22 protein-coding genes are annotated in these 19,795 nt (G+C 71.3%); 13 read left to right on the top strand and 9 right to left on the bottom strand.

Annotated features, from left to right (window positions below; translation table 11 throughout):
* Positions 1–57: 57 nt before the first annotated feature.
* The 4 genes from OTB19_RS33830 to OTB19_RS33815 all read right to left on the bottom strand — a co-directional run bounded on the left by OTB19_RS33830 (position 58) and on the right by OTB19_RS33815 (position 3,538).
* Positions 58–1,284, bottom strand: coding sequence for a cytochrome P450 (locus tag OTB19_RS33830; RefSeq protein WP_267802546.1), 1,227 nt, complete (start codon positions 1,282–1,284; stop codon positions 58–60).
* Positions 1,285–1,589: 305 nt separating this feature from the next.
* On the bottom strand, positions 1,590–2,195 hold the full coding sequence (locus tag OTB19_RS33825; RefSeq protein WP_267802544.1) for a hypothetical protein: 606 nt from the start codon (positions 2,193–2,195) through the stop codon (positions 1,590–1,592).
* A 324-nt stretch (positions 2,196–2,519) separates the two neighbouring features.
* The gene (locus OTB19_RS33820; RefSeq protein WP_267802543.1) at positions 2,520–3,107 is read right to left on the bottom strand and encodes a DUF4352 domain-containing protein; all 588 of its coding nucleotides are present in this window, start codon (positions 3,105–3,107) and stop codon (positions 2,520–2,522) included.
* A 176-nt stretch (positions 3,108–3,283) separates the two neighbouring features.
* Positions 3,284–3,538, bottom strand: coding sequence for a hypothetical protein (locus tag OTB19_RS33815; RefSeq protein ID WP_267802542.1), 255 nt, complete (start codon positions 3,536–3,538; stop codon positions 3,284–3,286).
* A gap of 327 nt (positions 3,539–3,865) precedes the next feature.
* Here OTB19_RS33815 and OTB19_RS33810 point away from each other — a divergent pair, with 327 nt between their 5' ends.
* The 3 genes from OTB19_RS33810 (at position 3,866) to OTB19_RS33800 (ending at position 5,435) form a co-directional block, all read left to right on the top strand.
* Positions 3,866–4,468, top strand: coding sequence for a class II glutamine amidotransferase (locus tag OTB19_RS33810; RefSeq protein ID WP_267802541.1), 603 nt, complete (start codon positions 3,866–3,868; stop codon positions 4,466–4,468).
* Positions 4,469–4,540: 72 nt separating this feature from the next.
* Complete coding sequence (locus OTB19_RS33805; RefSeq protein ID WP_267802540.1) at positions 4,541–4,960, top strand: SHOCT domain-containing protein; 420 nt, start codon at positions 4,541–4,543, stop codon at positions 4,958–4,960.
* 127 nt (positions 4,961–5,087) lie between these two features.
* Entirely contained in the window at positions 5,088–5,435 is a 348-nt protein-coding gene (locus OTB19_RS33800; protein WP_267802539.1) for a PadR family transcriptional regulator, read from the top strand.
* A gap of 520 nt (positions 5,436–5,955) precedes the next feature.
* Here the strand turns inward: OTB19_RS33800 and OTB19_RS33795 are convergent.
* Positions 5,956–6,354: a VOC family protein gene (locus tag OTB19_RS33795; protein WP_267802538.1), complete on the bottom strand. Its 399-nt coding sequence runs from the start codon at positions 6,352–6,354 to the stop codon at positions 5,956–5,958.
* 92 nt (positions 6,355–6,446) lie between these two features.
* Here OTB19_RS33795 and OTB19_RS33790 point away from each other — a divergent pair, with 92 nt between their 5' ends.
* The 3 genes from OTB19_RS33790 to OTB19_RS33780 all read left to right on the top strand — a co-directional run bounded on the left by OTB19_RS33790 (position 6,447) and on the right by OTB19_RS33780 (position 9,266).
* The gene (locus OTB19_RS33790) at positions 6,447–7,448 is read left to right on the top strand and encodes a helix-turn-helix transcriptional regulator (RefSeq protein WP_267802537.1); all 1,002 of its coding nucleotides are present in this window, start codon (positions 6,447–6,449) and stop codon (positions 7,446–7,448) included.
* 167 nt (positions 7,449–7,615) lie between these two features.
* Complete coding sequence (locus OTB19_RS33785; protein WP_267802536.1) at positions 7,616–8,224, top strand: HdeD family acid-resistance protein; 609 nt, start codon at positions 7,616–7,618, stop codon at positions 8,222–8,224.
* A 412-nt stretch (positions 8,225–8,636) separates the two neighbouring features.
* Positions 8,637–9,266: a DUF1062 domain-containing protein gene (locus OTB19_RS33780; protein ID WP_267802535.1), complete on the top strand. Its 630-nt coding sequence runs from the start codon at positions 8,637–8,639 to the stop codon at positions 9,264–9,266.
* 87 nt (positions 9,267–9,353) lie between these two features.
* Here OTB19_RS33780 and OTB19_RS33775 read toward each other — a convergent pair whose 3' ends face one another.
* Entirely contained in the window at positions 9,354–9,947 is a 594-nt protein-coding gene (locus tag OTB19_RS33775) for a TetR/AcrR family transcriptional regulator (RefSeq protein ID WP_267802534.1), read from the bottom strand.
* Between the two features lie 154 nt (positions 9,948–10,101).
* Here OTB19_RS33775 and OTB19_RS33770 point away from each other — a divergent pair, with 154 nt between their 5' ends.
* Positions 10,102–10,455 carry a VOC family protein gene (locus tag OTB19_RS33770; RefSeq protein ID WP_267802532.1) on the top strand — a complete coding sequence of 118 codons (354 nt, stop codon included), beginning with the start codon at positions 10,102–10,104 and terminating at the stop codon, positions 10,453–10,455.
* Between the two features lie 99 nt (positions 10,456–10,554).
* On the opposite strand, the gene OTB19_RS33765 is transcribed toward OTB19_RS33770, so the two are convergent.
* Positions 10,555–11,211 carry a nucleotidyltransferase domain-containing protein gene (locus tag OTB19_RS33765; RefSeq protein WP_267802531.1) on the bottom strand — a complete coding sequence of 219 codons (657 nt, stop codon included), beginning with the start codon at positions 11,209–11,211 and terminating at the stop codon, positions 10,555–10,557.
* 142 nt (positions 11,212–11,353) lie between these two features.
* Between OTB19_RS33765 and OTB19_RS33760 the strand changes: the two genes are divergently transcribed.
* Both OTB19_RS33760 and OTB19_RS33755 read left to right on the top strand, forming a co-directional pair.
* Entirely contained in the window at positions 11,354–12,106 is a 753-nt protein-coding gene (locus tag OTB19_RS33760; RefSeq protein ID WP_267802530.1) for a carbonic anhydrase, read from the top strand.
* A 41-nt stretch (positions 12,107–12,147) separates the two neighbouring features.
* Positions 12,148–12,975 carry a DUF5984 family protein gene (locus OTB19_RS33755; protein ID WP_267802528.1) on the top strand — a complete coding sequence of 276 codons (828 nt, stop codon included), beginning with the start codon at positions 12,148–12,150 and terminating at the stop codon, positions 12,973–12,975.
* 7 nt (positions 12,976–12,982) lie between these two features.
* Here the strand turns inward: OTB19_RS33755 and OTB19_RS33750 are convergent, their stop codons facing one another.
* Complete coding sequence (locus OTB19_RS33750) at positions 12,983–15,259, bottom strand: catalase (protein ID WP_267802527.1); 2,277 nt, start codon at positions 15,257–15,259, stop codon at positions 12,983–12,985.
* Positions 15,260–15,688: 429 nt separating this feature from the next.
* On the opposite strand from OTB19_RS33750, the gene OTB19_RS33745 reads away from it, so the two are divergent.
* Genes OTB19_RS33745 through OTB19_RS33730 form a run of 4 tightly spaced genes read left to right on the top strand, consistent with a single transcriptional unit; the run spans position 15,689 to position 18,913 of the window.
* The gene (locus tag OTB19_RS33745) at positions 15,689–16,756 is read left to right on the top strand and encodes an acyl-CoA dehydrogenase (RefSeq protein WP_392895201.1); all 1,068 of its coding nucleotides are present in this window, start codon (positions 15,689–15,691) and stop codon (positions 16,754–16,756) included.
* A complete protein-coding gene (locus OTB19_RS33740) occupies positions 16,753–17,523 on the top strand; it encodes a PIG-L deacetylase family protein (RefSeq protein WP_267802525.1) in 771 nt (256 codons plus the stop codon). The genes OTB19_RS33745 and OTB19_RS33740 overlap by 4 nt, the downstream gene beginning before the upstream one ends.
* Before the next feature lie 35 nt (positions 17,524–17,558).
* Positions 17,559–18,146, top strand: a complete 588-nt coding sequence (locus OTB19_RS33735; RefSeq protein WP_267802558.1) for a class I SAM-dependent methyltransferase — start codon at positions 17,559–17,561, stop codon at positions 18,144–18,146.
* Positions 18,143–18,913 (top strand): glycosyltransferase, encoded by a 771-nt coding sequence (locus tag OTB19_RS33730; RefSeq protein WP_267802524.1) that lies wholly within the window; start codon positions 18,143–18,145, stop codon positions 18,911–18,913. Before OTB19_RS33735 ends, OTB19_RS33730 begins: the two co-directional genes overlap by 4 nt.
* A 410-nt stretch (positions 18,914–19,323) precedes the next feature.
* Here OTB19_RS33730 and OTB19_RS33725 read toward each other — a convergent pair whose 3' ends face one another.
* A complete protein-coding gene (locus OTB19_RS33725) occupies positions 19,324–19,707 on the bottom strand; it encodes a hypothetical protein (protein WP_267802557.1) in 384 nt (127 codons plus the stop codon).
* Between the last annotated feature and the right edge of the window lie 88 nt (positions 19,708–19,795).

Below are 19,795 nucleotides of genomic sequence, written 5' to 3'. Positions count from 1 at the left end.
GTGAGGGTTGCCTCGCGGCGGCCGGAGGACTGCCTCCCGGCGGCGCGGGGCAGGCCGTCAGCGGGCGGTGGGCGTGAACTCCACGAGCAGGGACTTCGGGCCACGGGTGAAGACACCCTGCTCGGCGGGGTCGTACCCCTCGGCGGGCCGGATGTCCGGCATCGCGTCGAGGAGTTGGTTGGTGGCGATCTCCACCTCGGCCTTGGCCAACAGCGCACCGACGCAGAAGTGCCGCCCCAGCGCGAACGCCAAGTGGTCCGCGGCCGCGGAGAAGGCGGTGGTCGCCGTCAGGTCGGTGCGGAAGATGTCGAACCGGTCCGGATCCCCGTAGCGATCGGGATCGCGATTCGCCGCCCCGATCAGACAGGTGACGGTGGCGCCGGCGGGGATGGTGCCCCCGCTCACCACGACATCGGTGGCGGCCTGCCGCATGATCATGTGGACGGGAGGGCTGTAGCGCAGCGTCTCCGCGAAGGCCCGGTCGATGAGCCCGCGATCCTGCCGCACGGCCGCGAGTTGCCTGGGGTTGGCCAGGAGGTTCGAGAAGAGTCCGGCGATGGCCTTGTCGGTCGTCTCGGCCCCCGCGGTGAGCAAGAGGCTGCAGAACGCCTTGATGTCCTCGTCGTTCATGCTCACCCCGTCGACCTCGGCGGTGCAGAGCGCGGACAGCAGGTCGTCACCGAGGTGGTCCCGCCGGTTCCGGATGATCGGCAGCATGTACGCGGCGAACTCGACCTGCGCCCGCTCGCCGGCCGCCGCGCACTCGGGATCCCCGGACAGGTTCGCGATGAACGCCACGAAGGCCCGGTACCAACCGCTGATGCGCTGTTGGCCGGATCGGTCCAGTCCGAACATGTCGGCGATCACCGTGATGGGGAAGTGCGAGGCGAAGCCGCTCACCAGGTCGACGGACCCGGTGTCGCGGAACACGTCGATCAGCTCGCGTGCGTTGCGCTCGATGACCGGGAGGACCTTCTCCCGCAGCTCGTTGCCGCGGAAGGCCGGAGCCACCAGAGCGCGCCGCGTGGCGTGTTCCCGACCGCTCATCTGGAGAATGGTCTTGCCGTGCACGGGCTCCGCCTGCCAGGCGTAGTTGTCCGTGGTGAAGAGCGACTCCTTGTCCTTGAAGGCCCGGGCCACGTCCTCGTAGCGCGAGATGAGGTAGCTCTGTGTCGCCTCGTGCCAGACGAGGGGCTCGCTCTCGCGCAGCGCCCGATACGTCGGGTACGGGTTCTCGGCGAACTCCTGCGACAGGATGTCCGGGGCGTTGCGCGCGGCGGTCATGGAGGTCCCCCATCGGCTTGGCTTCCGTCGCGCCGAAACACCGTCGGCGCCGTGTGATCCGGCCGTGCCGCTCAGCAGAGCTTCTCCAGGGAAGCACGACGCCCTCCACCGTCGCCAGAGCCATGACGCCCGCTCCTGAACAGGTCCGTCAGCCGCCTGTGACACGAGGTGACGTACGAGGAGCCGCGGGGCTGCTGGGGAGTGGGCGAGCGGGCGGCGGGGGATCGGCCACGCGGTCACCGGTGGGGGTGATCAGGGCGCGCTTCGGGGGAGTCGGGCCGTCGAGTCGTTCCGCTCTCGGGCCGTCAGGGCCGCAAACCCGCCCGCCTGAGCGCGACTTCGGACAGTTCGGAGATGACCTGTTGGTCCCCGTGGCGCCAGGCGTCGGCGAGTCCCGCCGGGGGGACGGGGATCGCCCTGAGGTCGTTCGGCGGTCCGGTGAGGGCGCGCAAGGCCAGCAGGTCGGCGCCTCCCGGGGCTTCCAGGAGCCGCCGGGTGGTGGAGACGCGCCAGATCCAGAGCAGGCGTGGGGGGAGCCACAGCACCAGGACGAAGGTGACCGGGAGGATGATCAGGGCCAGCGTGGTGAGCGTGGCCACGTTCTCCACGGTGTGCTGGAGCGACTGTCCGGCATCGGAGAGCCCGGTGCCCGCGTCGGCCGCGGACTGGAGCGGTTTCTTCAGGAGGCCGCCGACGAGCGGAACTTTGGAAGCGGCCTCGCCGGCGTTGTCGAGGCCGGTGGCCAGATGGTCGCCCGCGCTCTCCACCTTCCGCCCAGGCTCGGCGAGCAGCAGGATCGCGTCACGGACGGCCAGGGCGAACCACACCGCGGCCGCGATCAGGGCCACCGCGATCAGGTCCGCGAGCACCTGCCGGCTTCGCCTCGCCGGGGTTTGGGCGTAAAGGCGCATGGCGCGCTCCTGTTCCGGTGGCATCGAAGACGGCCGGATCCAGCCAGGTGAGGTGCGGCGTTCGTGTCGGCGGGGGGTGGCCAGTCGCTTGACCGTACGGGTGGGCGATTATTCCATCCGCTCCCGCGGGAAGTCCGTCTCGACGCGTGACCAGGTTGGTGCGAGGTTCGGCGGGTTCGGCGGGTTCGCGTCGGACCCGGACCCGGAGCCGAAACCGAAGCCGGAGCCACGACGTCAGGCGCCGGTACACGCGCCACCGCCTCGTGGTCGCTCCCTGCCGCACAGGGTCCGGTCATGTCCGGCAGGGAGCTTTCCGATACCGCGTCAGGAGACGTCGGCGCGCACGTTGTCCCCGAGCAGGCCGTCGGTGTACGTCACCTTCTTCGCCGTGAACGTGCCCTTCCCGCTGATCACGCCCGTCACGTTCTCGCCGGGCGCGAGGTCCACCGTGTCGATCTGCGCCTCGTCGACGCCCAGTTCAGGCCCGTGCTTCGTCCCGACGGTGTCGGTGATCGCGAAGTACAGCGGATTGACGCTGATCTCCTTCGCCGAGTTGTTCGTGACCGTGACGGACACGCTGGTGTAGTCGCCGTTGGCCGGCACGCTCGGCTTGAACGTCGCGGCCTTCGCCGTGACCGTGATCGGTGACTTCTTCTCCGGCTTCGAGGCCGGCGCCGGGTCGGCCTTCGCGGACGGCTGCGAGGCACCGGCGGTCGACGGCTTCACTGTCTTGTCACTGGTGTCGTCGCCGAGCATCGCCCCCGCGATGCCGAGGACCACGACCAGGCCGACGATGCCGAGGCACGAGAACCCGACGATCTTCCCCGCACCGGTCTTCCGCGGAGCCGGCGGCGGGGGCGGGTACCCGTATCCGGGCGGGGGCTGATGGCCGTACGGGGGCTGCTGTGACATGGGCGTACCTCACTGGCTGTTCCGGTGTGATCGCGCCACGTTATGAGAGGTGCCCGCGCGGCGTGCGGCAGTTCCCGAACCGTGACAATCGAAGATTCAACAATCCGGTCGCCCGGCCCGGCCCGCCCCGCCCCGCCCCGCCCCGCCTCGCGATCGGCCCGACAGTGGCCGGCGGATCAGGGCAGATCGGCGGGCGGCGGCCCGGTCTCGGCCTCGTACACGTGCGGGCCGTCGACCTGCCACTCGATCAGCGGCGAGTCCCCCAGCACCAACTCGTCCGGATCGGGGACCTCGACCCGTCTGAGCATCTCGATCACATCGGTGTCCCCGTGCGCGACGCCGAGGATCGTGTCCACACCGCTCACGCGAATACCGACCCGGCGGCCGCCCGACGGGCTGACCCGGTGCACGACGATCGGGGCTCGCTCCATGCCTCCACCCTGCGGGACGCCGGTCGACCCGGCACGCCGAGCACCGTTCCCACCGGCGGGCGCGGTCGGAACACCTCCTGCCTGGTCGGCCGCCGGAGGGACGTTCTCTGGGCCGCGCGGTCCGTCGCGATCCGGGCCGCGGGCTCGGCCCGGATCGCGCTCCTCCTCACGGGAGCCGAGAATGAGACTGCCCGCGCAGTGGGCGCACCCCAGGGGTGCGGGCGGGTCCGCTGCGACGGCTCCATGCCGGACGTGAGCGGCAAAGCGATGCGATGCGGTCGCCCGCGCAGGCAGCCGGCGGCGCCGCAGGGATCCAGGTGATGACGCATGTGCCGGTGGCTCGCCTACTCGGGAACGCCCATGCTGCTCGACACGATCCTGTACAAGCCGGCCCACTCCCTGATCGACCAGAGCCTGCACTCCAAGCTCGGCGTGGAGACCACGAACGGCGACGGGTTCGGCGTCGGCTGGTATTCGGAGGACAGCAGCACCCCCGCACTCCTCAGGGACGTCGGTCCCGCCTGGAACAACCGCAACCTGCGGGAGGTGGCCGACCACGTCCGCTCGCCGCTGTTCTTCGCCCACATCCGGGCATCGACCGGCACGGCGGTGCAGCAGTCGAACTGCCACCCCTTCCGACACGGCCGCTGGATGTTCATCGCCATCAGCGACGGCGTGCGCGTGTGGGCGTTCCGCTATTCCAGCGGGCACGACTCCCGATCGCTGTTCTACAGCAGCCGGGTGGACGCGCTGCGCAGACTGCACCCGGACATGGCGTTCCTGCGGGACATCTCCGAGGAGACCCGACTCATCGTGTCCGAACCCCTCGGTGACCTGCCAGGAGCCTGGAACGAGGTGCCGGAGAGCAGCTACGGCGTCGTACAGCCGGGCGCCGACGAGTTGCACCCCTTCACCCCGGCGCCCGCGTGACGCGAACGCGCCGACCCCGAAGCGGACGTACCCAGGGCCGCCGGCCGACACCGACCAACAGGAGACCGGGCCATGCAGAACTCGCTGATCAACCTGGCGGAGGACTACGACTTCCCGCTGCTGAACCTCTTCTGGACCATGATGCTGTGCTTCCTCTGGGTCTTCTGGTTCGTGCTGCTCATGCGCATCATCGGGGATGTCTTCCGTGACGACGACCTGAGCGGCTGGGCCAAGGCCGGGTGGACCATCTTCGTCATCCTGCTGCCCTACCTGGGCGTCTTCATCTACCTGATCATCCGTGGGCGCGGCATGGGCGAACGTCAACTCATGCGCAACCAGAGGCATGAGGAGGCGTTCCGTGCCTACGCGCGCGAGAGCGCCGCGATCACGAGCCAGGCCGAGGAGCTGTCGCGCCTGGCCGAACTCATGGATCGCGGCGCCCTCACGGCACCCGAGTACGAGCGGGCCAAGGGCAAGGTCCTGGACTCCTGAACCGGGGCGGAACGGGGGAGCAAGTCGACTTCATCCGGATGGCGTTGACGAGTGACGGCCGTGCGTCACGCTAGTCTGAGAACGAACTAGTCCGAGTTCGATAGTAGATGGCGGGGGTGGCTTTCGCATGGCCGGCGCAGAACCCGTGACCGGCTGGTTGCGCGGGGTGTTGCCGCTCGCGCTCGCGGCTGTGCTCGCCGAGGGCGAGCGGCACGGCTACGCGCTGGTGCAGGAACTGGCTGCCCGGGGCTTCGGAACCGTCCGCGGCGGTGCGCTGTACCCCGTACTCGGCCGACTGGAGGCCGACGGGGCGGTGGAAGCCCGGTGGGAACCGGGGGAGGGCGGGCCGGGCCGCAAGGTCTACCGGCTCACCGACGCCGGATGGACCCGACTGCGGCAGGAGACCGCCGGCTGGGAGAAGTTCTCCGACGCCATGGCCCAACTCCTGTCCCGCACAGTGGAGGAGAACCCATGACCGACGCCGCCACCCGGTGGAACGCCCGGACCCGGCCGGCCCTGGCCGCGCGCTCCGTGGACAGCACCACCGCGGACGCGGTGCTGGCCGAGGTCGAGCAGCACTGCGTCGACAGTGGTGAGAGCCCCGAGGAGGCCTTCGGCCCACCGGGGGAGTACGCGGCCGCCGTGGTCAGCGAGCGGGTTCCGCCACGCCGCCGTTCCGGTCGGTTTGGCCACCCTGATGATCGGCGCCGGTCTCTGGATGACGAACGGTCCCATGCCGGCCGTGACCCCGGCCGCCCTGGCCGGTTCCTCGCTCATCGTCATGGCCCTGGCCGGTGGCGGCACCCACGGCGACAGTGATCGGCGCGGTGGCCTTCATCTCGCTGTCCGACAAGCCACTCGGCCACCTTCCGGCTCCACTCCTGTGCGTACTGGGCCTCGCGCTGCTCTGGACAGGTGCGAGCCCTCCCCGAGTGCTTCTGCGCCCTGCGCCGGCGGACTCGGGCCCTTGGCCTGCCCGCCGGGGCGTGCCGTCCTCAGCCGGCGAACTTCTCGATGGCGGCCGGCGTGACGGGGGTGAAGAAGTTGACGAGGTTGCCGTCCGGGTCACGGAACAGCAAGGCGCGGTTCCCCCACGGCATCGTGGTGGGCTCGTTGACGAAGTCGTCCACGAAGCCGCACAGATTCCGGTACACGCTATCCACGTCGTCGACCAGGAATTCGAGGATCACGCTGTGGTTGTCGGCGGGGTGGGCGGATCCGGGTGCGAACAGGGGGACGGTGCGGGTGCTGCCGATCGCCAGGGCCGCCGAGGCTGTCCCGAGCTCGGCGAAGTCCTCGTTGCCCCAGGACGCGGACAGGCCGGTGGCCCGCTCGTAGAAGTCGACGAGGCGTGCGACGTCGCCCGTGATGATGCGGACGGAGACGAAGTTCATGGGTTTCTCCTCTGGTCGGTCGGTGCTCGTGACCGCACGCTACGACCAATACCGGGCGGAACCCGCCCGGTATGTGCGGGAGACTTTCGGACATGCCCCGCCCCCTTGCCCGCGTCCTCACCCTGCTGGAGCTCCTGCAGTCGGGTGGCATCCGGCCCGTGTCCGAACTCGCCGACCGGTTGAACGTCGACGAACGCACCGTGCGGCGCTACGCACAACGACTCGTCGACATCGACGTGCCCGTCGAATCGGTGCGCGGGCGTTACGGCGGCTACCGGCTCGCCCCCGGATACCGGCTTCCACCACTCATGCTGAGCGACGACGAGGCGCTCGCCGTTCTGCTGGGCCTGATCGCGGGCCGGCGGACCGGCCTGACAGCGGCCACGGACACGGCGAGCGAGACGGCGTCGGCCAAGATCAGGCGCGTACTGCCCGAACGGTTGCGCCGCAGACTCGACGCGGTGCTCGGCTCGCTCGCCTTCACGGATCCGCCCGGCACGGCACCCGCCCCGGATCCGGGAGTCCTGCTCCCGATCGCCGATGCGGTGCACCACCACCGGCCGATCTCCCTCCGGTACACCGCCGGCGACGGCCGACGCAGCGAGCGCACCCTGCACCCGTACGGGGTCGTCGCCCATGCGGGCAGGTGGTACATGACGGCGGTGGATCCCTCCGTGGGCGAGGACCGCACCTTCAGGCTGGACCGGATCGCCGACGTGCGGATCCTGCCCGGCTCGTTCGCACCGCCCGACGCGAGCGATCCGGCGCAGCGCGTCCTGACGGGACTCGCCACGGCCCCGTACCGGCATGAGGTGACCTTGCGCGTCCAGGGGACGGTCGGGGACATCGACGCCCGGCTGCCCGCCGGTCTCGCGGTCGTGTCGCAACTCCCCTCCCCGGACGGCGCGCATCCGGATGCCGACCCCTGGTGCCGCGTCGACCTGCGCGTGGACCGGCTCGACTGGCTGCCGGCCGTACTCGCCTCGCTGGATCGCCCCTTCGTCATCGATCGCCCGGTCGAACTCCGCGGCCTCGTCGAGGCATTCGCCCGACGACTCGCCGATTCCGCCCGACGAAGCTCCCCGCCGGACTGAGAGCCCACCGGGCCTCCATCGCGGGCGCGAGGGCCCAGGGACGGCGGGGGGCTCGGCTGGACAGCGGACCGGGGGATACGGGATTAAAGTTGACATAAGGGTATGCGAGGCATGTCCGACGGCTTCGAGGTGTCCCGCGGGGCCGTTCGGCCGTCCCAGGAGGCAAGATGACCCCCAACGCGGCACCGTATGACACGCACAGTGACCCCGAAGACGTCCTCAAGCAGCTGGGAAGCTCGTGGCGCTGGGCACTCGGCTTCGCACTGGCCACGCTGATCCCAGGCATCCTGGTGCTGGTCTGGCCCGACGAGACGCTGCACATCCTGGCCGTGATCATCGGCCTGCAACTCCTGGTCGCGGGCGGCTTCCGTTTCGTCACGGCCTTCTCGCACAGCAGCGACCGGGGTGGCAGCAGGCTGGCGGCCGTCCTCATCGCCATGCTGGCGTTCCTGGCCGGCGTACTGGTGTTGCGGCACCCCATGCAGACGATCGGTGCGCTGTCCCTGATCGTCGGAGTCTTCTGGCTGCTCACCGGCGTGCTCACGGCCTACGTCGCGATCGCCGACCGCGCCCTCGTGCATCGAGGTCTGCTCTTCGGCCTGGGCGTCCTCGGCTCCGTCGCCGGCATCGTCGTGCTCTGCTTCCCCGTGGACTCCGCCGTCGCACTGACCCGGCTGTTGGGCTTGTGGCTCGTCCTGCTCGGCGTGTTCGAAGTGGTGATGGCCTTCGCGCTCCGCTCCGCCACCCGCCGGGTCACGCCAACGCTCTCGGAGTGAGCTTCTGGCGTCGACGGTCTCGGGGGGGCCGGGCGGCGGCGGGGGAGTAGCGAGGTGGGGGGCTCAGGGGCGAGGGGCCGACGCCACGTACCCGCGCAGTGGGACGACACCGCTGCGCGGGTACGTGGCCTTCTGTGCGGGATGGACCTGACGCGGAGCGCTGTTCAGGCTCCGACGCGACGGCCCCCGAGGGACGGACGCCCACTGTGAGGGGGCGAGGCCGCCACCCGGCCGAAATCCAGTGGAACCAGGCTCCCGTGGGCCGTTACCGTACTCGCGCCCACAGTCGCCCCGGCAAGGACGTGCCGTTGTACACCAAGTGAGACACCCCGAGCGCTGAACCGTCGCGCGTCGCACCTGTGCGCCGTGCTCCTTTTCGCTGCGGTCTTCTCACTGGAACCGGTGTACATCTGTGTCCGAAACCTGGGTGGTCGTGCCCACCTGCCTGCCGATAGTCCTCCGCCGTTGCCACAGGTGTGCCTCCGGGCGCTTCCGGGCGAACGGCAAATTCCGAGTCAACGCCAACCACAAGCTCCTCGACGTCTGGCTCCTCGCCCTGTGCGCCGCATGCGGGGACACCACGAGGATCACTGTCCTGGAGCGCGTGAACGTGCGTTCCGTACAAGCCGAGTTGCTGAACCTGCTGCACGAGAACGATCCCGGCCTGGCGGCCGAACTGCTCCAAGACCCGGTCGTACGGCGACGCAACCACATCGGCCTCGACTGGGACAACGCCTGGCACCTCCATGGCGGCGCGCCGGACCGGTCGGACGGGTCGGACCGGCCGGACCGGTCGGACCAGCCTGATCGCCCGGACCGGTCGGATCGCCCGGTTCGGTCGCTTCCGCCGGAGGGTGAGGCGATCGAGGTCGCGGTCCGCTTCGAGGCTCGGATCCCGGTGCGGCCCGTGCGACTGATCGCCGAAGGCTTCGGCCTTTCGCGAGCCGAGGTCGAGAGGTTGCTCGCCGGGGGGAACCTCGTGTCGACGGTCCGTCTGAGCGGCAGGCTCTCGGGCGACTTCACGTTCACGCTCAAGCGCTGATTCCTCCCGGCCCAGGGCCCGGCCCATGCCCTGGGCCGAGCCTGTCCGGCGGTATCGGATCCGCCGGACAGGCCGGCCCGGGTGTCTCTAGTTCGGCTGCCTCCGGAGCAGCGGAGGGGCCGGGTTGGGCAGGGGGCTGGCGGCGGCGGGGGTCAGGCCGTCCAGGACCAGGGTCACGTAGCGCCGCCAGCCCCCCTCGGCCGGGTCCATGGTCCACAGCACGCTGACGAGCATGCCCATGATCCGCTTCAGGTCGTCGGGTACGAGGTCCTCCCGGATCACCCCGGCCTGCTGACCCCGCACCACCAGCGGGTCGAGCGCGTCGAAGAAGCGGGCGCTCGTCTCCGCGGTGAAGATGCCGGCGTTGCGCGCTGCGGTGAGCACGTGGTGCTCGTCGGCCGCCGAGGTCAGGGCTGCCTCGATGACGACACTCAGGCCTCGGCGCGGGTCCTCGTCGCCGAGCCCGCGCTCGATGGCGGGGAGGACCTCGTGGGTGAACTGCTGTTCCAGCACCGCACGCAGGAGGGCCGCCTTGTCCGGGAACCGACGGAAGAGCGTCGCGATGCCGACGCCGGCCCGCCGGGCGATCTCATCGAGCCCGGCGTCGGGTCCCTGCTTCGCGTAGATGCCGCGGGACGCGGCCGGAGCCGAGGCGGACGCCGCCCCCGCGCCCGCGACCACGTAACGGCCACGTCCTTCAGGACCCGCCCGGCGGATCGGGTCGGGGGCGCGGGCCGCAGGCGACACCGGCCCGCGCCTCGGCAGGGGGCAGCGGGCGGCGGCGCGGTGCCGATGCCTGCCTGCCCGTCCGGGCGGGTCCTGGCAGGATGGCGGCATGGAACGAGTGCTTGGAATCGGTGGATACTTCCTGCGGGCCGCAGACCCGGCGGCCCTGAGCTCGTGGTACCGCGATTGCCTGGGTCTGGACGCCGACGCGAACGGCCTGTGGCCGCAGGAAGCCGGGCCGACGGTGTTCGCGACGTTCGAGTCCGAGACCGAGTACTTCGGTGCCCGCACCCAGCAGAGCATGCTCAACTTTCGGGTCCGCGACCTGGACGCGATGCTCGCGCAACTGCGCGCCAGGGGAGCGGACGTGGCCGAAGAGTCGCAGGACATGGAAGGGGTCGGCCGGTTCGGCTGGGTCACCGACCCCGAGGGCAATCGGATCGAACTGTGGCAGCCCGCCTGACCGCGCCTTCGCGCCGACGGTGAGGTGCTGGGGGAGCGCCCGCCTCTGTCCCGCCCACCCCGGGGAGGAGGGCGACCGATGGCGGGTGCGCCCGTTGCGCTACGGCGCCTCCGGCCTACCGCCCGGCCCGAGATCCACCAGCCAGTCGTGCCCCGGATGGACGCGGTCGAGCAGCGTGGCCAGGGTGCGCCGCGCGGAGCCGTCGAGCAGGGGAAGCGCACCGGCGAAGTCCTGCTGGTCCTTGGGGCGTACCGCCTTGGCCTTGAACAGGAGTACCAGCTCCGGCGCGAGGTAGGGGATCCCGCCCGGGGTACGGCGGATCACGCTCGTGTACGGCAACCGGATCGACGGGTCGCGCCGGCAGATCCAGGTCGGGCCCTCGTGCGGCTCGCGGAACACGTCCACCCGGTAGTCGCCCGTCGACGGGTCGCGCAGCCAGGTCTGATGCGTGAGTGCCGCAACCTCCGGCGTGAGCTCCCAGATGCGGTCCGACGCCACGACATCGAACGCGTACTCGGGGAATCGGGCCCGGATCTCGGGGAACCGAGCGGCCGGGACCGCGATTTCGAGGTCACCGTGCTCACGGGTCTGCTCGCCCGCGAACAGGTCGATCGCCCAGCCCCCGGCCACGTACCAGGGGACCGGGACGCCTTCCAGACGGGCCGTCACCTCGGCCGGAGTCCACGCCCTCGCCCACCGGGCACCCGCCTCGGCTTCGGTGATCTCGACGCCGCCCGGGGGCAGTTCTCGGGTCATGCGGCCAGGCTACCGGGAGGCCCCCTGAGCGACATCGCGAGGCGGCGCCGGGGCCCATCGGTTGATCAAGTCTTCTTCAAGAGCGGTCCGGTCCTCGTGCCGCGCCCGCGCACAGGCCGCGCTGCTCCTACCGTTCTCCGATATGGCCGGTGTGGCGGGAATCGAGGAGTCGAACGGAAGCCCGGGCAGACGCAAGGTCGTCCGTGCGGCACTGACGGGAGCGGCGGCCGTGGCGGCCGGAGCCGTGGGGGCTGTCGCCGATTCCGCCACGGACTCGACCCCCGCCCAGGCCGGCGCGGCGCGTACACGGCCCACGACCCCGCGATCGGCGCTGCTGGAACTCATGGCGGGCAATCTCCGCTGGCGCACGCTCCATGAGAGCCATCCCGACCGGACGCGGGCCGTGCGGCAAACGCTGGTCGCCGGGCAGCACCCCTTCGCCGTGGTCCTGGGCTGCGTCGACTCCCGAGTGCCTCCGGAGCTGGTCTTCGATCAGGGCCTCGGTGACCTGCTGACCGTCCGTTCCGCCGGTTCCGTCCTCGACGAGGCGGTCCTCGCCAGCATCACCTACGGGGTTCTGGAGCTGGCCATTCCGCTCGTCGTCGTGCTGGGACACCAGTCGTGCGGGGCCGTCACCGCCGCCATCCACGCGGCGGAGGCCGGCGAGAGCCTCGCCGGCCACATGCAGTACCTGGTCGACCAGATCCGGCCGGCGATCGACCGAGGCCTGCGGGGAGCGGCGCGCGTGGACGCGACCATCACGGCGAACGTGCGGCTGGTCCGCTCCCGCGTCGCCGCCGAGCCCACCCTCGCGGCGAAAGTCGCCTCGGGTGAACTGGCTGTGATCGGGGCCCGCTACGAACTCAACAGCCAGACCGTCCACCAGACCCACTGACCCGCTGCCCCACCGAGGAACGGAACTGGGACACTGGGCCGGTGATCCACACCGACTCCGCGATTCGCTTCCACTTCGGACTGACTCCGCTGGAGGAGGTCAAACCGTGGGGTGCCGGGCGCGTACTGCACTGGTTCGGGCTGACCGCCGGCTGGTACTGCATCGACATCGACGGCCACGAGGTGCTGCGCTACTCCGAGCGCACGGTCCGGGAACTCCGGAGCGACGGCGACGGCGATGGTGACCACGACGGCGACCGAGCGCACCCCTACGTCGACCACTACGTCGTCCGCCTGTGGGAGGACGTGATCGCGCTCGTGTCGGGGGCGATGGAACCGGTGCCCCACGACCTGGTGGAGGTCGCGGCCGACATCTCGCCAAGTTGGACGTGGATCGACTCCCCGGAGGCCGACGCCGCACTGACCTGGCACGGTGAGGGCCACCTGTACACCGACTACCTGCGCGTCGCCCCGGCCATCCGCCTCTGGCGCACCGTCGTCGGTGACGAGGACACCGTGACCATCGCCTGGGAGCACCGGGCGGACCCGGAGGGCGTGATCGAGTTCGCGAGTCCGCAGGCGGGCCGGGTGACCGTGCCGACGAGCGAGTTCCTCGGGGCGGTGGCCGAACTGGACCGGTCGCTGCTGGCCGCCATGGACGAACGCATCAGCGAACTGGAGAAGTCCGGACCGCCGCCCGGGGTTCGAGGAGGGGTGGACGTGGAGCAGTTGCGCCGTGAGCAGCGGGATCGGGCGACCTGGCTGCCGCGTGCGCGGGATCGCGAGCCGGGCACCGACTGGGACGCCGTACGGACCGGTACGCGCATGCTCCTGGCCGCCGGGCCCGAGGCCTGGGACGGCACGGAGTAGGGGCGGGTCAGTCGGCGACGGGGAACCTGTCCCAGGCCCGGTGCTGCGCCATGGCCCGTTTGAGCTGCTTCAGCGCGGCCGACGGGGTGCCGTGGAAGGCGATGCCCGGCTCGTCCGCCCCGATCCCGACGGCATCGAGGACCCCGGAGGCGCCCTTCCATCCGCCGATGGCCTTGCCGTGCCGGTACGCCTCGGTCAGCAGCATCAGGACCCGGGGGTCGGGGCTGCCCGGGCGAGGACTGCCGGCCTTGGCGTCCCGGGCGCCGTGGGCGTCGGCGGCCGCCTCGGGCACTCCTGCGAACAGCAGGGCGTCGAACTCGACGGAGCGGGCTGCGGCGAACGTGCGCTGCACCGTGACCGGGTTCTTCTTCGTGCCCAGGGCGCCGCCGGTGGGGGCGATCACGAGGGGCACCATCCCGGCGGACAGGACGGCATCCCGTACGGTCCTCACCCCCGCCAGGTCGCTGCCGGAGTCCGCGACGATGCCGATGACCCGGCCGTCGAGCGGCCACTCCCGCCCGAGCTGCGACAGGGCCGGGCTCGGGTCGGGATCGGCCGGCGGCGCGGTGGCGGCCGGCGCGGGGAGTCCGAGCCCGGTGGCGACCTCTTCGCAGAGCTGCGGGTCGATGTTGGCCAGGACACCCAGGACGCGTTCCTTGATGACCTGTTCGTGACACTTGTTCAGCTCGAAGGTGTAGGCGGCGATGATGTGCTCGCGCTCCACCGGCGTCATGCTCAGCCAGAACAGCCGCGGCTGGCTGAAGTGGTCGGCGAACGAGGCGGGTACCTCCCGGACCTTGCTCGCCCTGGGGATCGTGACGGGCGTTTCGATGAAGGCGCCCGTGTCGGCGCCCGCGAGGAAGGGGCAGCCCCCGTCGAGGCTGTTGGGCCGGTACGGGGCGACGCCCGCGTGGACGGCGGTCTGGTGCATGCCGTCGCGGAGCATGTCGTTGACGGGGGCGTGCGGCCGGTTGATCGGGATCTGCCCGAAGTTCGGTCCGCCGAGCCGGCTGATCTGTGTGTCGAGGTAGGAGAAGAGCCGGCCGGCGAGCAGCGGGTCGTCGGTGACGTCGATCCCGGGAACCAGGTGGCCGGGGTGGAAGGCGACCTGCTCGGTCTCGGCGAAGTAGTTGGTCGGGTTGGCGTTCAACGTCATCAACCCGACGGGCTGCACGGGAGCGAGCTCCTCCGGCACGATCTTGGTGGGGTCGAGGAGGTCGATTCCCTCGAAGGTCTGGTCCGGGGTGTCGGGGAAGGCCTGGATGCCGAGCTCCCACTGGGGGAACGCGCCCGCCTCGATCGCGTCGGCCAGGTCCCGGCGGTGGAAGTCCGGATCCATCCCGCTGGTGATCTGTGCTTCCTCCCAGACCAGGGAGTGGACGCCCAGTTTCGGCTTCCAGTGGAACTTCACCAAGGTCGTGGCACCCTTGGCGTCGACCAGGCGGAACGTGTGGACGCCGAAGCCCTCCATCATCCGGAACGACCGCGGGATGGCCCGGTCGGACATGTTCCAGATGGTGTGGTGCGTGGCCTCGGTGTGCAGGGACACGAAGTCCCAGAAGGTGTCGTGCGCGCTCTGCGCCTGCGGGATCTCCCGGTCGGGATGCGGCTTCCCGGCATGGATGACGTCGGGGAACTTGATGGAGTCCTGGATGAAGAAGACCGGGATGTTGTTGCCCACCAGGTCGAAGGTGCCCTCGCCGGTGTAGAACTTCGTCGCGAAACCACGCGTGTCCCGCACCGTGTCGGCCGACCCCCGCGAACCGAGGACGGTCGAGAACCGTACGAACACCGGCGTCTCGACGCCCTGGGCCAGGAACGCCGCCTTGGTGACCTTCGACGCGGTGCCGTAGCCCTGGAAGACGCCGTGCGCCGCCGCGCCCCGGGCGTGCACCACCCGCTCGGGGATCCGCTCGTGGTCGAAGTGGGTGATCTTCTCCCGCAGGTGGTGGTCCTGCAACAGGACCGGACCCCGCGCGCCCGCCTTCAGGGAGTGGTCGCTGTCGTACAGCCGGGTTCCCTGCGCGGTCGTCAGATAGGCGCCGCCCTGCGCCACCACGGCCTGGGGTGCGCCGGTGGGCTGCCCCGTGGGGCTGAGCGTCTCCGGGCCGTCCTGGTCCGGTTTCGGAGGCAGGGGTTCACGCGGCCTGGTCGGCTCGGTGGCCGACGGCGGCCGGGGCGCCGGCTTCCCCGGGATGCCGCCGCCCCGTGCCTGCTTGCCGGACGCACCCTTGGCCGCCACGGGCTTCTTCGCGGCGGCCTTCGTGGTCTTCTTCTGAGCCATGTGGTGGTGTCTCCTCTTGCCTCACGTGCCGGACGCAGGTGCCGGCGGGTCCCGGGTCCCCGTGCAACCCTTTCCCCTCCACCGGATTCCGGCATCTCGGATACGCCCGTCCGCCCGCACGCCGGTACGTCCGTACGCCGTATCGCTCAAGGGACGCCGTATCCGCTCAAGGGGGTCCCGCCGGCTTCCTCCCCGGCTCGTGGGCCGGGGCCGTACGGGGTTCGTGACGGTCGCGCCGTGATGCGTGCCGTTCGCCCGCTGCTCAAGATGGGAGACGTCGTCACTCGTCCCGGGCCGGCTTCGTCCCACCCCCCCGGTCGCGACGCGCATCGTGCGACGGACCACGGGTATCCGCAGCAAGGCGTGTGACGGGCCGCACCGTGGGCGACCTGCCCGGAGCCCGACGTCTTTGGGTAAGGAGCACCGCAGATGCAAGGCACCGCATACGGAGCCCGTTCGAGCACGCGAGCCTCCCAGGGCCCGGGCCGGGAGGCCTGGATGGAGGAGGTGCGCAGGGAGAGCGCGGCGGACTTCGCGGCCTGCGTCGCCGACATCGCGGCGGGCGAGCTGGACCTTCCGCTGCCGGGAGCGGGCCGGACGGCCGACCGGTTCCGGTCGCTGGCCTCGGTGGCGGAACGGGATCTTTCACTGGCCCGCCTGGTGGAGGGACACGCCGACGCGATGGCGATCCTCGCGGAACTCGGGGGACCGGCCGTGGGGCCGCAGGAGCGCTGGGGCGTGTGGGCCGCCGAACCCCGAGGACAGGGGCTCACCGCATCCCTGGGCGACCACGGCTGGGTGGTGAACGGGCTCAAGCGGTACTGCTCGGGAGCACACAGCTGCACACACGCCCTGGTCACGGCCACGGCGGAGGACGGCCGCCGCCTCTTCGCCGTCACCACAGGAGCGACGGGGGAGGGGCAAGGCGCGCGACGCGGCGGGTGCCGGCCGGTGGAGGGTACGTGGCAGGCGCTGGGCATGGCGGCCAGCGACAGCACCGACGTCGCGTTCGAGGACGTGCCCGCGGTCCCGGTCGGCGGCGTGGAGGCCTACGTGGACCGGCCCGGCTTCCAGCACGGCGGCATCGGGGTCGCGGCCTGCTGGTACGGAGGCGCCCGGGCCGTCGCGGACGTCCTCACCCGTACGGCGGCCCGCCGCGGCCCGGACCCGCTCACGGACGCCCACCTGGGAGCCGTCGACATGCGCCTGCACGCCGCCGGGGCCGTCCTGGCCCAGGCGGCGGCCGAGATCGACCGCGACCCCGCGGACACCGAGGGCACGGCCCGGCAGCGGAGCCTGCGCGTGCGCGCCTTCGTCGAATCGGTCTGCGCCGACGTCCTGACCCACGTCGGCCGGGCCACCGGCGCCGAACCGCTGTGCCACGATCCGTCCCACACACGACACGCCACGGACCTCGCCGTCTACATCCGCCAACACCACGGCGAACGCAACCTGGCGGAGCTGGGCAGCCTCGTCGCCCGGGCGGGACAGCAGTGACGCACACGCCACCCGAGCCGCCGCCGCCCGCCGACCCGATCCAGGCCCCCGGTACTCCGGAACGGGAATGGCGCGACTGGAACGGCCTCGCCGACCTGCCCGAGGCGGTCCTGCCCGAGCGTGGCCGGGTCGTCGTCGTGGCGGCCCACCCCGACGACGAGGCGTTGGGAGCCGGCGGCACCATCGCCCTCCTCGCACGGGCCGGTGTCGCCCTCACCGTCGTCACGGTCACCGACGGCGAGGGCTCCCACCCCTGCAGCACCCGCGTCACGCCGGACCAACTGGCGGCGATCCGGGCCGAAGAACTGCGCCGGGCACTCGCATCCCTGGGCGTACCGGACGCCAGGGTGGTCCGCCTCGGAGTGGCGGACACCCGACTGGCGTTCCACGAGGAAGAGGTCGCCGCCGCGCTGGAGCCGCTCCTCGAAGGCGCGCGACTGTGCCTGGCACCGTGGACGGACGACGTGCACGGCGACCACGAGGCCGCCGGACGAGCCGCGCTGAAGGCGTCCCGTGCCGCGTCCGTGCCCTGTTGGACGTACCCGGTCTGGATGTGGCACTGGGCCCGACCGGGCGACCCCCGCGTGCCCTGGACCGCGGCCGCCGCGGTCCGTCTCCCTCCCGCGGCAGCGGCACTCAAGCAACGAGCCGTTCAGCAGTTCGTCAGCCAGATCGCACCCCTGGGACCGGACCCGGCCGACGCGGCCGTCCTCCCGCCCGAGGAACTCGCCCACCACCTGCGCGACATCGAGGTGTTCTTCACGTGACCGATCAGCCCACCCCGGCGTCGTACTTCGACGACATGTACCGAGACACCGAGGATCCCTGGCACCTCGCCGAACGCTGGTACGAGCACCGCAAGTACGACCTGACCGTCGCCGCCCTGCCGCAGTGGCGCTACCGCAGGGCCTTCGAACCCGCCTGCTCCGTCGGGGAACTGACCCGCCGCCTGGCGGGCCGCTGCGACGCGGTCCTCGCCTGTGACCGGGTGGCCTCGGCCGTCGAGACGGCCCGGCGGCGCAACAGCGCTCACCCGCACGTGGACATCCGGCAGATGACCGTCCCCGCCCAGTGGCCCGACGGCACCTTCGACCTGGTCGTGCTGTCCGAACTGCTCTACTACCTGGACGCGCCGACGGTACGGACACTGCTCGACCACGCCCTCGCGGCGCTGGAACCCGGCGGAACCCTGGTGACCGTCCACTGGAACCACCCGGTCCCCGAGCACCTCTCCACCGGGAGCGACATCGCCCGAAGCCTGGCCGAGACCCCCGGCCTGCGCCTGTTGGCCGACCACCGCGAAGACGACTTCGTCCTCCAGATCCACCACCGCCTCCTCCCGGACGGAAGCCGACCGGCGACCCCCGCCGAGCACGAAGGCCTGGTGTGAACATCGAGCCCGAGACCCACCCAGCCGTGGCCGCCGAGGCCGCGACGCTCGAAGCCGTGGCCGTCGTGATCCCCGCCCATGACGAGGAGGCCCTCCTGCCGGCCGCGCTCGAAGCCGTCCGCACCGCCACCCTGCACCCGGCCCTTCGCCGACTGAGGGTGCTCACCGTGGTCGTCGCGGACCACTGCCGCGACGACACCGCGTTCCTCGCACGCGAAACCGGCGCCACCGTCGTCTCCCGCAACTTCCGCAATCCGGGCCGGGCACGCGCCGTCGGTATCCGCCGAGCCCTGCGGGAACTCGACCAGCCGGCGCCACGCGCGTGGATCGCCACCACCGACGCCGACAGCGAAGTGCCCCCGGACTGGCTGGCCCATCAGCTCGCCCGCGCCCGCGAGGGCTGGGAGGCGGTCGTGGGCACGGTGATGCTCCCGCACACGTCGCCCCTGGCCGACCGCCTCCGAACCCGGTACGAGGCGACCCGACCGCCCCACGGGGAGTGGTACCACCCCCACGTGCACGGAGCCAACCTCGGTGTCACCGCGCAGGCGTACCTCTCCGTCGGCGGCTTCCCACCGCTCCGCGTCGGAGAGGACCACGCACTGGTCGACGCCCTGAACAGCGCCGGGCACCGCGTCCTCACCACGGCGGCCTGCCCGGTCCTCACCTCTGCACGCGTCCGCGGCCGCGCCCGCGGCGGCTTCGCCGACGACCTGGCCGCCCTGGGCTCTCACCAACTGGAGGGACAACAACCGACCATGGGCTGACCTCGCCGTTTCTCTGGCGTCGGGCGCCGGGCGCCGGGCCTCTGGTCTCGGGCCTCGGGTGGGGTGGTGTCGTCCGTGCGCGCGGCGCACCCCTCCCGTGGGCCCGGCAGGCACCGCTACCGAGCGTCCTCCTCGGCCTCGACCCGTGCCTTGCTCCTGTTGGCGCGGCGCGCTCTCTCGGGGTCGGCCGGCGGGGACGACGATCCGGTTCCCGTTCTTGACGGGGAACCAGGCTCGCGCCCGTGATCATCCACGGTGCCGCCGTGGTTCTGCAGCCGCGGTGCCCGCCGCTTGCCGTCGCCGGACCCGTACTCGATGCCAGTCATGAGACTCCGACCTTGCCGATCCGAGGAGGGGGGAAGCAGTCGCCCCGGGAGACCCCTTCGGGAACGTCCAGCGCGAGCCTGTTGCTATCCGGCGCTGCGTGTGCCGGGCGGGTCCTGGGGATCGACACCCGTGGTGGCGGACGCGTCTTTGGTCCCGCTGGGGCGCTGCGAGCGGCCCTGCGGGCCCCGGTCGTGCATCCCCTTCTCGCCCGCACCCTTCTTCTGCTCCTCGCCCCGGCGGCCCCGACTCTCGGAGGGCTTGCCGTGCGGGTTGCCGGCCTCTTCCTTCGAAACGGTTCGACCGGGCCCCTTGGCGGGTGCGTACTCGTCCGGGTGGAAGGAGCGATGGGCGCTCGGATTGTCCTGCTGCTTGGTCTCATCCACATCCGGTGACCAGCCGTGCTGCTTGGTTCCCTCGAAACGGCTGGGTGAGGGGCCTCGCGTTTTCCGGACAGGGATCTGACCGATTAATTCATGCGGCGAGTCGCAGATTCTCAAACTCGGCATGGACTTCCCGCGGAGGCCGGTAACCAACTGCCGAGTGGAGACGCTTGAG

Source organism: Streptomyces sp. H27-H5 (assembly GCF_026627505.1).
In the GTDB taxonomy this organism is placed as follows: domain Bacteria; phylum Actinomycetota; class Actinomycetes; order Streptomycetales; family Streptomycetaceae; genus Streptomyces.
The sequence above is the reverse complement of the archived record's forward strand: the minus strand, read 5'-3'. Positions and strand labels throughout refer to the sequence as shown.

What these genes read in the sequence shown, in the direction of transcription:
- OTB19_RS33830 (WP_267802546.1), bottom strand. Translation starts at nt 1,284, where the DNA reads ATGACCGCCGCGCGCAACGCCCCGGACATCCTGTCGCAGGAGTTCGCC.
- OTB19_RS33825 (WP_267802544.1), bottom strand. Translation starts at nt 2,195, where the DNA reads ATGCGCCTTTACGCCCAAACCCCGGCGAGGCGAAGCCGGCAGGTGCTC.
- OTB19_RS33820 (WP_267802543.1), bottom strand. Translation starts at nt 3,107, where the DNA reads ATGTCACAGCAGCCCCCGTACGGCCATCAGCCCCCGCCCGGATACGGG.
- OTB19_RS33815 (WP_267802542.1), bottom strand. Translation starts at nt 3,538, where the DNA reads ATGGAGCGAGCCCCGATCGTCGTGCACCGGGTCAGCCCGTCGGGCGGC.
- OTB19_RS33810 (WP_267802541.1), top strand. Translation starts at nt 3,866, where the DNA reads ATGTGCCGGTGGCTCGCCTACTCGGGAACGCCCATGCTGCTCGACACG.
- OTB19_RS33805 (WP_267802540.1), top strand. Translation starts at nt 4,541, where the DNA reads ATGCAGAACTCGCTGATCAACCTGGCGGAGGACTACGACTTCCCGCTG.
- OTB19_RS33800 (WP_267802539.1), top strand. Translation starts at nt 5,088, where the DNA reads ATGGCCGGCGCAGAACCCGTGACCGGCTGGTTGCGCGGGGTGTTGCCG.
- OTB19_RS33795 (WP_267802538.1), bottom strand. Translation starts at nt 6,354, where the DNA reads ATGAACTTCGTCTCCGTCCGCATCATCACGGGCGACGTCGCACGCCTC.
- OTB19_RS33790 (WP_267802537.1), top strand. Translation starts at nt 6,447, where the DNA reads ATGCCCCGCCCCCTTGCCCGCGTCCTCACCCTGCTGGAGCTCCTGCAG.
- OTB19_RS33785 (WP_267802536.1), top strand. Translation starts at nt 7,616, where the DNA reads ATGACCCCCAACGCGGCACCGTATGACACGCACAGTGACCCCGAAGAC.
- OTB19_RS33770 (WP_267802532.1), top strand. Translation starts at nt 10,102, where the DNA reads ATGGAACGAGTGCTTGGAATCGGTGGATACTTCCTGCGGGCCGCAGAC.
- OTB19_RS33765 (WP_267802531.1), bottom strand. Translation starts at nt 11,211, where the DNA reads ATGACCCGAGAACTGCCCCCGGGCGGCGTCGAGATCACCGAAGCCGAG.
- OTB19_RS33760 (WP_267802530.1), top strand. Translation starts at nt 11,354, where the DNA reads ATGGCCGGTGTGGCGGGAATCGAGGAGTCGAACGGAAGCCCGGGCAGA.
- OTB19_RS33750 (WP_267802527.1), bottom strand. Translation starts at nt 15,259, where the DNA reads ATGGCTCAGAAGAAGACCACGAAGGCCGCCGCGAAGAAGCCCGTGGCG.
- OTB19_RS33745 (WP_392895201.1), top strand. Translation starts at nt 15,689, where the DNA reads ATGCAAGGCACCGCATACGGAGCCCGTTCGAGCACGCGAGCCTCCCAG.
- OTB19_RS33735 (WP_267802558.1), top strand. Translation starts at nt 17,559, where the DNA reads ATGTACCGAGACACCGAGGATCCCTGGCACCTCGCCGAACGCTGGTAC.